The following is a 14,532-nucleotide window of genomic DNA, read 5'->3' as shown; positions in this document are numbered from 1 at the left end:
ATGTACCAAGAAAGTCAATTTCTAGCCGCGAAAGACCTATTAGCTCAGCTAATAGCCTGCCCATCCATGAGTAAGGAAGAGCAAGGGACGGCGCAGATTTTGATGGACTTTTTCATGGCGCAAAATATTCCAACGAATCGTTTAGGCAATAATGTGTGGGCTACTAATTTGCATTTCGATGCGTCTAAGCCTACCATTCTATTGAATTCCCACCACGATACGGTGAAAGCAAATGCGTCATGGACCTTTGATCCATTCAAAGCGACGGAGCAAGAGGGGAAACTGATTGGTTTAGGTTCAAATGATGCAGGTGCGAGTTTGGTTTGCTTAATCGCAACTTTTGTTTCATTTTACACAGTAGAAAATCTGGATTTCAACCTGGTTTTAGCCGCTACCGCGGAGGAAGAAATATCGGGAACGGGTGGAATTGAAGCCCTTTTGAAATCAGAGGATTTACCTCGTATCGATTTTGCAATCGTGGGCGAACCCACGGATTGCGCGATGGCGATTGCGGAAAAAGGCCTGATGGTGGTGGATGCGAAAGTGAAAGGAATTGCAGGGCATGCAGCTAGAAATGAGGGGGTGAACGCGATTTACTTGGCTTTGGAGGATATACAACACATCCAAAATCATTCTTTTGCAAAGGTTTCCGGTTTATTAGGACCTGTAAAAACGACGGTAACCGTCATCAACGCAGGCAAACAACATAACGTGGTTCCAGATACTTGCGATTACGTGATCGATTGCCGGGTGAATGAATGTTATTCGCTAGAAGAAGTTCTGGCAGAATTAAAAACCATCGTTCAGGCCGAATTAACGCCTAGATCGATGCGTTTAAACTCCAGCAGAATGGAGGAAATACATCCGATAGTGCAAGCGGCAAAAGCTTTAGGGATCTCTTTATTCGGCTCTCCTACCCTTTCCGATCAAGCTTTATTACCGATCCCATCAGTCAAAATCGGTCCCGGACACTCCGGCAGATCGCATACGGCAGACGAATATATTTTCTTGGATGAACTGAAACAGGGCATCCAAACCTATCAAAATCTCCTTACCACCCTAAGCATTTAAGATTGTGGCAAAACTTTGGCAAAAAGAAAATCAGACGACAGACGCTAAAATCGAGAAATTCACGATTGGGAACGACCCCGTGTACGACTTGCAATTAGCGCGCTATGATGTGCTGGGTTCCCTGGCTCACATCACAATGTTAGAGAAAGTAGGTTTGCTGGGTGCGGACGAATTAGGCCCTTTGTGCGCTGAATTGAAAGCTATTTATGCCCAAATCGAAGCCGGAGATTTTACCATCGAAGACGGAATGGAAGATGTGCATTCCCAAATCGAATACTTATTAACGCAGAAATTAGGCGATCAGGGTAAGAAAATTCACGCCGGACGTTCTAGAAACGACCAAGTTTTAGTGGATTTGAAATTGTTTATGCGAGCTGAAATCCAACACATCGCTGATGCGGTGGAGCGTTTGTTTGACTTATTAATCGCGAAAAGCGAAGCCCATAAAAACGATTTATTACCAGGTTACACGCACTTGCAGATTGCGATGCCCTCGTCTTTCGGACTTTGGTTCGGAGCTTATGCTGAGAGCTTAGTAGAAGATATTGAATTACTAGAAGCGGCCTTCCGCCTAGCTAATAAGAATCCGCTGGGTTCTGGTGCGGGTTACGGATCGTCCTTCCCTTTGGACAGAAAATACACTACGGAATTATTAGGTTTCGAATCGCCGCACGTAAACGTTGTGAACGCGCAATTATCTCGTGGGAAGACCGAATTATTTGTCTTAACGGCCATTGCACAGATCGCCACGACGCTGAGCAAATTAGCGATGGATGTGTGCTTATACAATTCCCAAAACTTCGGCTTCATCGAACTACCTAGCTCTTTAACGACAGGAAGCTCCATTATGCCGCATAAAAAGAATCCAGACGTCGCGGAATTATTGCGTGGTAAAGCCAACAAGTTGAAGGCATTACCGAATCAATTACAGTTATTGACGAGCAACTTACCTTCAGGGTACCACCGCGAATTCCAATTAACGAAGGAATTGTTGATGCCGGCGATTGAGGAAATTTTGGACGGCTTAGAAATCACCCACTATATGGTGAGCCATCTGAAAGTAAAAAAAGACCTGTTAGTGGATTCGAAATACGATTTATTGTTCTCAGTAGAAGAGGTGAATAAATTAGTCGTGCAAGGGGTTCCGTTCAGAGAGGCCTACCAAATCGTAGGTAAAAAGATCGAAGACGGTGCGTTCGATGGCAGCACACGCGAAATCAATCATTCGCATTTAGGCAGTATTGGCAATTTAGGTTTGGCAGAAATTCAAGACCAAAAAGAAATCGCTTGGAAGCGTTTTGGCTTTGACAAAGTCAATAAGGCTATCGCTGCATTAATTTCTTAATATACTTTCCTAGAATATCGAATTCTAAGTTCACTCGATCACCTACGCTTAGTTGATGAAAAACAGTGTGTTCGTAGGTATAAGGAATGATGCAAACGGTAAAGGAATCATCCTGCGAATCTACCACCGTTAAGCTGGTACCATTCACACAAATGGAGCCTTTTTCCACCGTCACGTGACCACTAATTTTTGGATAGCTAAAGCGGTATTCCCAACTTCCATTCTGATCATTTATCTCTGTACAAATTCCCGTTAAATCCACATGACCTTGTACGATATGCCCATCAAAACGCGCATTTGCGGCCATGCAACGTTCTAAGTTTACTTTTTGGCCTATCTTTAAATCCCCCAAATTCGTCTTCTGCAAGGTCTCATCTATCGCCGTTACGCGGTATTGCTCTCCTTGAATCTCCACGACAGTCAGACAAACCCCGTTGTGTGCGAGTGATTGATCCACCTTTAACTCTTGCGTAAATGGACACATGAACCAAAATTCCACATTCGTCCCTTTTGCTTCTGTCTTTACCAGCGATCCCATCGCCTCCACAATACCTGTAAACATCTGATTTATTTGCTAATTTTACGTACCCAAAATTACACCCATTCCCATGAAATTCAACAAATGGTTCCTCTTTCTGATTCCCATCATCGCAATTCTCGCCTATTTTAGCATTCCTACGGCGAAACCAGTCGAAGAAACGGGAGCAGATGTGCTGAAAATCCGTAGCGATAAAGATGAAGCCTTTAAAAGTGGAGAGGAATCCCCCATTAAAGATAAAGCGACCTTCAAGGGTTTGAAATACTACTCCTTCAACAAAGATTACATCGTCGACTTCGTCTTAGAAAAAGCGGAGAAAGCGAAAACGGTAGAATTAAAAATGACGGATGGAACCACCGAAAAATTAATATTATTCGGAAAAATAAAAGGGGAAATAGGTGGATTCAGCATTTCTTTAACCTTGTATCAACACGAAGACGGAAATTTCTTCCTACCCTTTAAAGACAAAACCGCCCCCACAGAAACCTATGGAGGCGGACGTTTTCTAGATTTACCCCTAACAAATGTAAAAAACAATCGGTTGCGGGTGGACTTTAATCTAGCTTATAATCCCTATTGCGCATACAACGAAGATTTCGCCTGTCCCATTCCTCCCGCGGAAAACACCCTCCCGATTCGCATCGAGGCAGGTGAAAAACTTTTTAATTAACCTGATGTAGCGATGCTGCACCAGATAGGTCTTTGTTAATTATTGGACTCCCTTTGTATTTTACGTGAGAAGCACCAGAGGCGTCTACTTTCAAGGATTTCTGAACGTGCACTGAAGCGCTGCTTGCACCAGAAGCTTCCACATCTACATTACGTGATAAGAATTCTAAAGCCTTTAAGTGACTGGCACCAGAGGCTTCTACCTTCAAGTAATCAGATTGTCCTGTGATTCTACAATCAGATGCACCACTTAATTCAATCTTCAATTTATCGGTTCTAAGGGCTTCAGCTGATCCTTTAGCCGCTCCTGAGAATAATAAACGCATCTCCTCTTCATTTGAAAATCCTTGCAAGTCTACTTTGCAGGCACCTGTAAATTCACCACTCTCAAGTCGAGGTAGCGTAATATTAATGACCACCTTCGATCGGTTATTATTCCAACTCCACGTCCAATTAGTTCCATACCCAATTTCTAATTTACCAGCGGATGTGGTAACCTCTAAATCTTCGATATCTTTTTCACGCCCCGTAATGGAAACGGCATAAACACTTCCTTTGTGAACGTGCACCTCGAACGCACTCCCTAACTCGATGGATTTAAAATTAGCTACTTTGATTTTTTTGGTAACTACCGCAGGATCTGCGAAGGAACTAAAAGCGACTAAAAAGGCGGCGAATAAAGACAAGATTTTTTTCATAGATTTTTTAATTTGTTGCTAGATGCTGACGTTTTAAAAAAGGTTGCATGTTATTTTATCACATTCCATTTATAACTCACGCCACTGCTCATTTTATTGGAGAATTTCGAACTCTCATATTTTTTCCCTTGTACCATTTTAGAGACATTTGCCTCTATTTTGGCATATTTATCGATAGACACAAAGGCTTTTTCTACAACGAAATCTCCCGCATTTAATTCCGCAGAATCAAACACACTGGCGTTCAATTGATCTCCCCCACCTTTCAAGGTAAGCGAATGAAAACCACGTAAAATCACATCCATCTTAGCCGAAGTGAAACCTTCGATTTCCGTGCTAGCATTGCCGCCTAATTCCACTTTAGTCAATTCAGGCACCACAATCTCTACCTGAATCCCAGGCTGAATTTTATCTAATATTAACACGTTGTTCTCTACGTGAACAGAACTCTCTAAAGTTTGATTCCCTCGGTAGATAATCTTGGGAAGATCGCCTCTAGTGATTTTGATCTGTGAAGACTCCGTGTTCAGACCTGTAATAGAACTGAAGTTTACGAGGTCTTTTGTGATCGTAAAACCTACTTTTTCGTCTGTAAAATCCTCATCCTTCGATTCGTCATCCATATGAGGTGTTCTATTCAAACAAATCAAACCCTTATCTGCAGAGAACGTCCATAGCGACCCGATAAACAAATCCTGTCCTTCCTCGTGGAAATAACCTGACTCTAGTACATTTTCCATGTAGTAGGCAAAATCACGCGTCATGCTAAATGATTTGCCATAAGGAATCATAATCTTCACTTTTAGACGTTGCGCACGGAATTTGGAATTCTGTAGACCAAAATGAGTGTCAAAACGAAGATCTTTACCTTTTTGAAGGTAATTGTACTGAATCATTTTGGCATTCGTCTCCGCCTCCTTACGCGTCAAACCTTGCGATTTTGCATACGTAATTACCTGAATCGTCTTCCCATCATAGCCTTCGATCTCAATATTCGCACGATTAAAGCGCTCTTCGTTGTAATCGTGGTTATCCTCCTCCTCCTCAAAATCAAAGGTAAATTCCTCCACTTTCTCCCCCAGCATCATTTGCCAGATCGTCTCGTTGTCTTTTTTGTCGATATCTAACACATAGGTCGTCGAATCCGAAACTGCGATTTCCTTAACCTGATTATAAGAAGCTGAACGTTGAAAATTACGTCCCACAAATGCAGCAGCAGCAAATAAACCGATCCAACCCACGATCACCATCGTGGTAGAGGCGATCTTATAGGTTTTATTGTAAAATTTACGATTCGCTAATAAGGAAACTCCTGCGATCACGATCGAAACGAAAATGGGCAAGAAGGCCATCACTAATGCTGGCACAGCCCAGAATGGGAAGTCTTTTGCGATTAAATAAAGTGGCAATGGACCCATATGCACAAGTTGACCTTGATCAATTCCCGTAAATCCAACAGTACACAATGCTCCCAAAACGATAATAAACGCAATACCCAAGATCAATAAGATGACCCCTAACAGTATTTGAATGAACCAACGGATGACGTTTAAAGGCCCTTTTAAAGCAGAGAAAACCGTGGCAAAAATGCGGAAAGGGAACAATAATACTTTAGTAATGGTCTTTTCCTCCGTCTCATCTGGCTGAATGCTATTCTTAATATTGTTCTCAATATTTTCCAAGGTGATAGGCTCACCCGTCATTTCCATCTTATCCTTCATCGTCTTAGCCTCTGGCGTAATCGCTAAGATTACGATATAAGCAATGACACCTGAGCCAAAAAGACCCACAGACAAAACCGCTAATACACGCAGTAATCCTACGTCCCAACCCGTGTATGCGGCAATACCAGCCATCACTCCTCCGATCACTTTTTTCTCTGGATCGCGGTAAAATTTGCGATATGATTTATCATCATCTGGATTCATTTCACCCGGAATGGCCGCCCAAATAATAATGTAGGCCCAGAAAACAATATTTCCTACATGGAATAAAGGGAAACTCGCGCTCAATAAGGCTAATAAGATCAATCGAACCCAAGTCACATCTACTTCAAAATAACGAGCGATACCAGCCGCTACCCCACCTAATTTCTTACGAGTGATGTCACGACGGAAAATTTTAGGAGCACCTTCTGTTTTAGGAGCGGTATATCCCTCCTTCTTATCTTCCTCCTCTTCCACTTGCTTGAAATCTGCAATGGTTCCTAAAGAAGCAATTAAAGCGTCCACATGCTCTTGTGATATAGCTTCTGTTTTTTCTGTTTCTCTAATATTCCAAAATTTCTCTGCAATACTGGATTCGATATCCGCGATAATCTCTTTCGAACCTTCGAAAGACGCGAAATAAGCGTGTATGGATTTTAAATAGGTGTCTAAAGTAGCATAGGCATCCTCTTCGATGTGGAAGACAAATCCAGCGATATTAATTGATAAAGTCTTTTTCATGTGGGGTATGGGTTAAGCCTGCGGAGAAGCGTTAGAGATTTGATTAACGGATGCTTGTAATTCATCCCAAGTCGAGGACATTTCTGTTAAGAATTCCTGTCCTTTGTCTGTTAATAAATAATATTTTCGAGGCGGCCCTGACGCTGATTCAACCCAGCGATAGTCTAAAAAACCCGCATTTTTCAGGCGGGTTAATAAAGGGTACAAAGTACCTTCCACAACCATAATTTTGGCGGAAGTTAATTCGGACAACATAGTCGAGGCATACACCTCTCCTTTTGAGATAATTTTCAGAATACAGAATTCGAGTATTCCTTTTCTCATTTGCACCTTGGCATTTTCAATATCCATCGGTTGTTTGTTTAATTTGATGATGCAAATATAGACAAGGTACTATGCAATACAAAGTACCTTAGAAAATTTATTTGTGAATTTGGATAAACGGTAGGTAATTTGTGATAAACGTACCCTTTTGAGGGTAAGAAAAGAATGATGTTAAAAGATTTTTCCTTGCCTTTAGCCTTTTACAACCGAGATACTTGGTTAAAAGTCGCCTTTTTCGCGGTCAGCGTGGTGATGGCAGGATTCTCCTTATACTTTACCGATGGTTTAGTGACGAAGCTAGAGGAACGGGAAAAACAGCAAATTGAATTGTATGCGGAAACGATTCGCTATGCGTTGACAAGTGATAATAACGCGGATATCAATTTCTTTTTCGAGCGTATTAAGAAAATCAATGAGAATAATACGATTCCCGTGATTTGGAAAGATGGTTCTGGCCATTTGAATTCGATCAATATTCCCATTCAGGAGAGTTTACCTACCGAAAAGAAACAAGAAATTTTGCAGCAAAAACTGCTAGAAATTATTGCGGAGAACAACAAACCCATCGAAATGGATATGGGTTTCCAGAAAGAATACATCTATTATGGAAACTCGAAACTGTTGAAATTATTACGTTACTATCCGTTATCACAACTACTAGTAGTCCTGATTATAGGATTCTTAGGCTATATTTTTCTATCCTATTCGCGGAGAGCGGAGCAGAATCGGGTTTGGGTGGGTTTAGCCAAAGAAACAGCTCATCAGTTAGGCACCCCTCTTTCTTCACTAACGGCTTGGGTTGAATTATTACGTAATGAGCCTCACATAAATCCGGATATTGTCGTCGAATTATCGAAAGATATTCAACGACTAGAAACCATTACGACGCGTTTCTCCAATATCGGATCAACACCGGTTCTGAAATTAGAAGACATCGAGGCCGTTATTCAAAACTTTATCAGCTACCTAAAAATTCGTATATCGTCTAAAGTGACGATCGAGATACATTCTTCTTTGGCAGCGAATCAAACCGCAAATTTGAATAAATACCTATTTGAATGGGTGATTGAGAATATTTGCAAGAATGGAGTCGATGCGATGGGTGGCCATGGTCAATTGAGAATAGAATTAAAAGAGGGCAAGAATAATCTCATTCATATTGACATCTCTGATACAGGGAAAGGTATTTTGCCTAGTAATACCTCCAAAATCTTCTCCCCTGGCTTTTCTACCAAGAAACGCGGTTGGGGATTAGGCTTAACGTTAGCCAAACGAATCATTGAGAATTACCACCAAGGTAAGCTAATCTTGAAATCAACCGAGATCAACAAGGGTTCAACCTTCCGCATTACGCTTCCTAAACCTGCCTAGATGACTGATCCTAATATCGTTTTTGGTTCTGCCCTTTGCATTATTGCAATCGGTTACGCGCTAAAAAGCGCAGGATTTATCCAAGAGCATGACGGAAAATCTTTGTCGAAATTTCTGATGCATACGACTTTCCCGGCTTTGGTTTTTTCGACTATGATTCGGGTAAATATAACTTGGGACCTCATCTACCTTCCCTTGATTGCGATGCTTTTCGGGATGTTTTTGTCCTTCACCGCTTTTCACTTATTCAAAAATACGGAACCAGAGAACCGAGGAGTAATGACAATAGGGAGTGCCGGTTTTAATCTAGGGATCTTTGCTTATCCGCTAATTGAGGGAATTTTTGGGATACAAGGATTGACCTATGCCATTATGTTTGATCTGGGGAATTCGGTGGTGAACTTCTTCGTGAATTACGGCATGGGCAACTATTTCAGTCGCGGGCCTAAAAAAGACAACATTGCCGCTCATATTTTCAAACGGATTATTTCCCTGCCTCCCTTGCAGGCGATGGTATTAGGTGTGGTGGTAAACGTGCTTCAGATAAAACTTCCCGTTTTTGCGCTAGATATCATTTCTACGATAGCCTCCGGAAATAAGCCTATTGTGTTGCTTCTAATGGGTATTTATTTCAGTGTGCGCCTATCTAAAAAATCATATTACCGTGTATTCCAAGTGTTAAGTTTGCGTTATGCCATGGGGTTTTTAGTGGGGGGTATCTGTTTTTATTTGCTGCCCTTTGACCTCGGCTTTCGCAACCTATTAATGCTCTGCCTCATTTTACCCGTGGGAATGACAGTCATCACTTATTCGGACGAATTGAATTTAAATACCCCACTTGCCGCGTCACTGGTAAACATTTCACTGGTCATCAGCTTCGCTATTATGTGGATCATGGTGACAGTTTTCCACATGAGCGCGATTTAAACGATTTTTTTTGGTAATTTTATGAAACATTGGCTTACTGAACTGGTTTAGTTCGTAACCAATTCGCTAAAATTATGGTAGTCCCTTACAAGAATCAGTCCAAAGGAAAAAAAGAACAGGTCGCAGACATGTTCAACTCCATCTCCCACAAATATGATTTTCTAAATCATTTATTGAGTGGCGGGATTGATATTATTTGGCGTAAAAAAGCCATCAAATTATTGCAAAACAAGGGTATTAAGTCTGTATTAGATATCGCTACAGGAACGGGAGATTTTGCCATTGAAGCCTTAAAAATCAAGCCAGAAAAGATCGTAGGAATTGATATCTCGGAAGGGATGTTAGCCTTCGGTGTGGAGAAAATCAAGAAATTAGGCTTAGACAACATCATTACATTACAAAAAGGGGATTCAGAAAAAATACCCTTCTCTGACAATAGTTTCGATGCAATCACCGTTAGTTTTGGGGTGAGAAATTACGAAACATTGGACAAAGGTTTGAAAGAAATGTACCGCGTGTTAAAGCCAGGCGGCCATTGCTTAATTTTGGAGTTTTCAAACCCCAAAAGCTTCCCAATGAAGCAGTTATACTCCTTCTATTCGAAATTTTGCCTACCGGTTTTAGGAAAATTGATTTCCAAAGACCCAGCCGCCTACACCTACCTTCCTGAATCCGTTCAAGCTTTTCCTGACGGCAAAGACTTCTTGAAAATTTATGAGGAATGTGGATTTATAAATACCCAATGGATCCCGATGACAGGAGGCATTTGCTCCATTTATTTAGGACACAAAAAAGCTAAAAACGCGTGAAAAAAGGTCACTTAATTGGTTTTGCTATCGCTTTCTTACTTGGCTTTAACGCCTTAGGACAAGGGAAAAAATACATTCAGCTGCACGATGAGTTTTACGACGAAAAACCGGTGCACTTTGGTTTTATGTTTGGCTTAACGTCAAGCAATTACTATGCGAATGGATTTCCAAGCGTTTTAGTAAACGATGTAACTGGTGAACCTCTTTCGCTTACTTCTCCTCGTACCTTTGGATTTCAAATAGGTGGAATCGTTAATTACGCCCTTAGCAAACACGTAGAGGTGAAATCGGGTTTAAATATCGCCTTGTACGATCGCCAAATTCAATTTGCGAATGAAGATCTGATTTCGAGAGAATCGACTTGGTTAGAGATTCCGATGTTATTGAAATTCCGTTCAGTGCGCCGCCAAAATCACCGTATGTATTTAATTTCTGGCTTAAAATTAGGCTTAGAGGCAAACGTGAAGAAAAAGAACACGGCTGTTACCGCTAATACGTCGGAATTATCGCTGGAATATGGAATCGGCTTTGAACGTTTCTACCGTTTCTTTAAATTCTCGCCTGAGATACGTGTTTCGCACGGTTTGAATAACCTATTTGTGCCTCCTGGAACGGTTAATAGTTATTCAAAATTAAGCCAATTGAATTCACACACGATTAGCTTAATTTTCAATTTCGAGTAATTACTTCAAACCTGTTCTCGCCTTTTTCGGATCTACGACTGTTTCAAGTGAACTTACAGCAGACACCCCGAACCAACCTGTCCCCTGTAATTTTGAGGCCGGATTCGTGTTCTTGATGTTCGTAGGAATATTAGCGGCCGGACGAGAGAATAAGCCTGCATTGTTAAGCTCTAAGCGCGCTTGAGAATAGAAATTAAACTCGTCTTCTGAAATCGACCAAAGTTCTACTCGGATCTTGTCGTTTTCTACATACAAAGAAGGAGAAATCGAACGTCGAATCGGCAAAATAAACATCAACCCGTCTGTCATCGCTCCTTTTTGAAAGCCTGCATCATAGACCAAGGTTAAATTGATAGGGTCGTTAAACAACACCCCGTTACGGTAAGTTTTTACGCGATAGCAATCTCCAGCGCCTCTCATGTCACGTGCATAAAACTGAGCATCATACCCATTCTTAGGGCTATCGTTCGCACCTTGACGGCCTGTTGCTTCATCATATTGATACAAAATCGAATCAATAGGTGGTACCCGATTCATCTTAGCTTTCGCGGTAACAGTTTCATTCTGCCACTTCACATTCAAGTTAAAGGTAGTACCTACATTCCCTATCGTAGGTTGTTGTACAGTCGGTTCCCACACATAAATCCCACTTAATGCCACTTTCTCCGTAAACGTGAATTGGTGACCTAAGGAATCGGAAACAATCACCTGAGCACCCCCAATTTTAGGGACAGCAGCTTGATCAAAATAGTCCTGTGAACGGGACAATATAATCTGCTGAGGCTTATTTTGATTCGTCAGATTGGCTTCGACCACGATAAAGTGATCAGAGGCTGGACTAGGCAAAGTAACAATCTCTTCACAAGATGTTAAGGCCAAAAACAAGAGGAATAAATAGATCGGCTTCATCTTAAAAGGAGAAATTATAGGTGACGGCTGGGACAAATGAGCCGATGATGGATAATTGAACTGCCTCGGTTTGAACCGAATTATCTTCATTCGGTCGCGTATAGATAGAGAATGGATTTTTCCGGTTATACACATTGTAAACGGAGAATACCCATTCTGAACTCCCTTTACCAAACAAGGCTTTCTTGTTTTTCTTCGTAGCGGAAATATCTAGACGGTGGTAATCCGGCACGCGTATATTCCCTCGAGTTCCCGGAATGGTTTGAGGATAGGCTATGCCATCGAAAATGTATTTTTGAGCGGGGACTGTGTAAGGAACTCCCGTGATGTAGGCAAAATTTGCCCCAAAGGACCATTTATCAGATAGTGAATATTGGCCCACTAAATTCAAGGTATGCGTTCGATCATAGCGATTAGCATACCATTCGTTACTATTCAGACCATCTATTTTGCGTTCAGTCCGAGCCAGCGTATAACTTGCCCAGCCAGTTAATTTACCTACATTCTTCTTTAAAAAGAATTCGATCCCATAGGCGCGACCGTCGCCAAAAAGCAAATCTTTCTCGAAATAGGGATTCAAGAAGAGGTTCGCCCGGTCTGCGTAATCGATTTGATTTTGCATATCTTTATAATAGACTTCAATCGAAGATTCGTAATTATTTCCATCCGGACCAAAATTCTTAAACAAACCCAAAGCCACCTGATCTACAATCTGTGGCTTGATATTATTCGTCGAAGAGGTCCACACATCTAATGGGGTAGACGCTGCCGTATTCGACATTAAGTGAATGTACTGTACCAGGCGATTATAGCTCAATTTCAAAGAAGAAGATTCATTACCAGTCACATTCAGCGCAAAACGCGGCTCCCAATTACCATAAGAGGCAACAACAGCGTTTGGATCAGTTTGGTTAATTTTCAACACATAGCCTGAAGGATTTTCCGTGCTAACTACCACAGGAATTCGATCATAATACTCCCCATTCAAACTCTTGTAATCATAATGCGAATAACGCACTCCGTATTGAATCGTTAAACGAGAATTGATTTTCCAATCGTGACCCACGTAAGCGGATGCTTCCACCCCTTGTTTATTCGCTTGACCAAATTCTCTTTTTTCTCCATTGGAAGTCGCGTTCGCTTTTCCTGGGGTAAAGTCATAAGTAAGTAGTTGACCGCCAAAGGTGATCGTATTATCAGGCCTCCAATAATAGGTAAAGTCAGGCTTAATACTCAAATTCTCAATGTTTGAAGTCCACTTAAAAGCATCATTCGGGCGCTTATTCTCAATATCTGAGTCTAGCATATAATCGTAATTACTGTAGAATGCAGTGGCATTCAAGAATAATTTATTCGAAAAGACGTGATTCCAACGTGTCGTTAAGGTCGTATTTCCCCAGTCAAACCCAAATCCTGTCCCAAACACATCACGACCAAAATAACCCGACATAAAGACGGTGTTTTTCTGGTTAATGGTGTAGTTTACTTTGGCCGTCAAATCATAGAAATTAAACTTAGAATTCGCATTGTTCCCGGTTAAGAAGGGCTTTGCCAAAATGTCAATATAAGAACGACGTGCCGCAACAATAAAGGAAGCCTTATCCTTCACAATAGGTGCTTCAATGGATAAGCGAGAGAAAATCACGCCGATCCCACCATTCACCTCTAGTTTCTTCGCGTTCCCCTCCTTCATCTTCACATCCAAAATGGAGGATGCCCTCCCCCCATACATCGAAGGAATTCCGCCTTTAAACAACTTAACATCCTTCACTGCATCCGGGTTAAACACAGAAAAGAAACCAAATAAATGGGATGAATTATATACAGGCGCATCATCTAACAAGACAAGATTTTGATCGACACCCCCTCCACGAACGTTAAATCCGGAGGCACCCTCACCTACCGTTGAAACTCCAGGTAATAATTGAATGGCCCGGACTAAGTCAACTTCTCCTAAAAGAGCTGGAATTTTACGAATGGTTTTAATGTCCACTTTATTGACGGACATTTCAATCCCCTTGACATTCTCATCGTTTGCACGCGCTTTTACGATGACTTCTGCTAATTCTTGTGAGTCTGCAGTTAATTCAACGGATATCTCCTGAGATTTAGGCGTGATGACAACCTCTTGCTCGCGTTTTTTAAATCCAGATGAAGAAAAAACGAGAGTATAGTTACCTACAGGGAGCGTTAAGCTATAGAAACCATAGGTATTTGTCACATTTCCCGTTTTCAGTTCTTTCACATAAACACTCGCCCCTATGAGGCCTTCACCGCTGGCAGCTTCTTTTACATAGCCACTTATGGTTGACTTCTGAGCATTTAATAACCCAGAAAAAAGCAGAAAAACAAGGAATAATAGTTTGCGCATCTTTATAAAAACCCAAAGATACGGTAATTGTTTTTTCTATCCCTCAAATTATGATAAACGGATATTTGCATAAATTTTCATTTCATCAGTAACTTATTTCCGATTTGCATTTTATATTATTATTTTCTTTACATTTGTCAAAAACCTAGCAACAATGGATTTAGTAGTATTCGGGCAAATCGTAAGAGAAAAAAGAAATGCCATCGGATTAAAACAAGAAGAATTAAGCCAAAGAAGTGGCGTAGCCATCAAAACGATTCACAGCATCGAATTAGGAAAAGGCAACCCAGCCATCAAAACAATCCTTCGCATATTTGATGCCCTTTCACTTGACCTCCTAATTGTAGCAGGTAAAAACGCAAAAAAATAA

General features: G+C 41.2%; 14 protein-coding genes. 8 read left to right on the top strand and 6 right to left on the bottom strand.

Annotated features, from left to right (window positions below; translation table 11 throughout):
• Both SKC35_RS01105 and argH read left to right on the top strand, forming a co-directional pair.
• On the top strand, positions 1 to 1,071 hold the full coding sequence (locus SKC35_RS01105) for a M20 family metallo-hydrolase (RefSeq protein WP_377977664.1): 1,071 nt from the start codon (positions 1 to 3) through the stop codon (positions 1,069 to 1,071).
• A 4-nt stretch (positions 1,072 to 1,075) separates the two neighbouring features.
• Positions 1,076 to 2,416: an argininosuccinate lyase gene (gene argH, locus SKC35_RS01100; protein ID WP_377977663.1), complete on the top strand. Its 1,341-nt coding sequence runs from the start codon at positions 1,076 to 1,078 to the stop codon at positions 2,414 to 2,416.
• On the opposite strand, the gene SKC35_RS01095 is transcribed toward argH, so the two are convergent.
• Complete coding sequence (locus SKC35_RS01095) at positions 2,394 to 2,978, bottom strand: riboflavin synthase (RefSeq protein ID WP_377977662.1); 585 nt, start codon at positions 2,976 to 2,978, stop codon at positions 2,394 to 2,396. The two genes, argH and SKC35_RS01095, sit on opposite strands and share 23 nt — an antisense overlap.
• Before the next feature lie 46 nt (positions 2,979 to 3,024).
• Between SKC35_RS01095 and SKC35_RS01090 the strand changes: the two genes are divergently transcribed.
• Complete coding sequence (locus SKC35_RS01090; protein ID WP_377977661.1) at positions 3,025 to 3,624, top strand: DUF1684 domain-containing protein; 600 nt, start codon at positions 3,025 to 3,027, stop codon at positions 3,622 to 3,624.
• Here the strand turns inward: SKC35_RS01090 and SKC35_RS01085 are convergent.
• Genes SKC35_RS01085 through SKC35_RS01075 form a run of 3 tightly spaced genes read right to left on the bottom strand, consistent with a single transcriptional unit; the run spans position 3,617 to position 7,119 of the window.
• Positions 3,617 to 4,321 (bottom strand): head GIN domain-containing protein, encoded by a 705-nt coding sequence (locus tag SKC35_RS01085; RefSeq protein WP_377977660.1) that lies wholly within the window; start codon positions 4,319 to 4,321, stop codon positions 3,617 to 3,619. The genes SKC35_RS01090 and SKC35_RS01085 overlap by 8 nt on opposite strands.
• 50 nt (positions 4,322 to 4,371) lie before the next feature.
• On the bottom strand, positions 4,372 to 6,768 hold the full coding sequence (locus SKC35_RS01080) for a PspC domain-containing protein (protein WP_377977659.1): 2,397 nt from the start codon (positions 6,766 to 6,768) through the stop codon (positions 4,372 to 4,374).
• 12 nt (positions 6,769 to 6,780) lie between these two features.
• Positions 6,781 to 7,119, bottom strand: a complete 339-nt coding sequence (locus tag SKC35_RS01075) for a PadR family transcriptional regulator (protein WP_223130201.1) — start codon at positions 7,117 to 7,119, stop codon at positions 6,781 to 6,783.
• 138 nt (positions 7,120 to 7,257) lie between these two features.
• On the opposite strand from SKC35_RS01075, the gene SKC35_RS01070 reads away from it, so the two are divergent.
• The 4 genes from SKC35_RS01070 to porT all read left to right on the top strand — a co-directional run bounded on the left by SKC35_RS01070 (position 7,258) and on the right by porT (position 10,882).
• The gene (locus SKC35_RS01070; protein WP_377977658.1) at positions 7,258 to 8,463 is read left to right on the top strand and encodes a sensor histidine kinase; all 1,206 of its coding nucleotides are present in this window, start codon (positions 7,258 to 7,260) and stop codon (positions 8,461 to 8,463) included.
• The gene (locus SKC35_RS01065; protein ID WP_377977657.1) at positions 8,464 to 9,390 is read left to right on the top strand and encodes an AEC family transporter; all 927 of its coding nucleotides are present in this window, start codon (positions 8,464 to 8,466) and stop codon (positions 9,388 to 9,390) included.
• A 71-nt stretch (positions 9,391 to 9,461) separates the two neighbouring features.
• Positions 9,462 to 10,199, top strand: a complete 738-nt coding sequence (gene ubiE / locus SKC35_RS01060; protein ID WP_377978397.1) for a bifunctional demethylmenaquinone methyltransferase/2-methoxy-6-polyprenyl-1,4-benzoquinol methylase UbiE — start codon at positions 9,462 to 9,464, stop codon at positions 10,197 to 10,199.
• Entirely contained in the window at positions 10,196 to 10,882 is a 687-nt protein-coding gene (gene porT / locus SKC35_RS01055; protein ID WP_377977656.1) for a type IX secretion/gliding motility protein PorT/SprT, read from the top strand. The genes ubiE and porT overlap by 4 nt, the downstream gene beginning before the upstream one ends.
• Here the strand turns inward: porT and SKC35_RS01050 are convergent, their stop codons facing one another.
• The gene (locus SKC35_RS01050; protein WP_377977655.1) at positions 10,883 to 11,791 is read right to left on the bottom strand and encodes a DUF4249 domain-containing protein; all 909 of its coding nucleotides are present in this window, start codon (positions 11,789 to 11,791) and stop codon (positions 10,883 to 10,885) included.
• A 1-nt stretch (position 11,792) separates the two neighbouring features.
• On the bottom strand, positions 11,793 to 14,162 hold the full coding sequence (locus SKC35_RS01045) for a TonB-dependent receptor (RefSeq protein WP_377977654.1): 2,370 nt from the start codon (positions 14,160 to 14,162) through the stop codon (positions 11,793 to 11,795).
• Positions 14,163 to 14,316: 154 nt separating this feature from the next.
• Here SKC35_RS01045 and SKC35_RS01040 point away from each other — a divergent pair, with 154 nt between their 5' ends.
• Positions 14,317 to 14,532, top strand: a complete 216-nt coding sequence (locus SKC35_RS01040) for a helix-turn-helix domain-containing protein (RefSeq protein ID WP_269011816.1) — start codon at positions 14,317 to 14,319, stop codon at positions 14,530 to 14,532.

It is taken from the genome of Aquirufa originis (assembly GCF_042714495.1).
GTDB lineage: Bacteria > Bacteroidota > Bacteroidia > Cytophagales > Spirosomataceae > Aquirufa > Aquirufa originis.
This window is presented reverse-complemented; position numbering and strand designations above follow the sequence as displayed.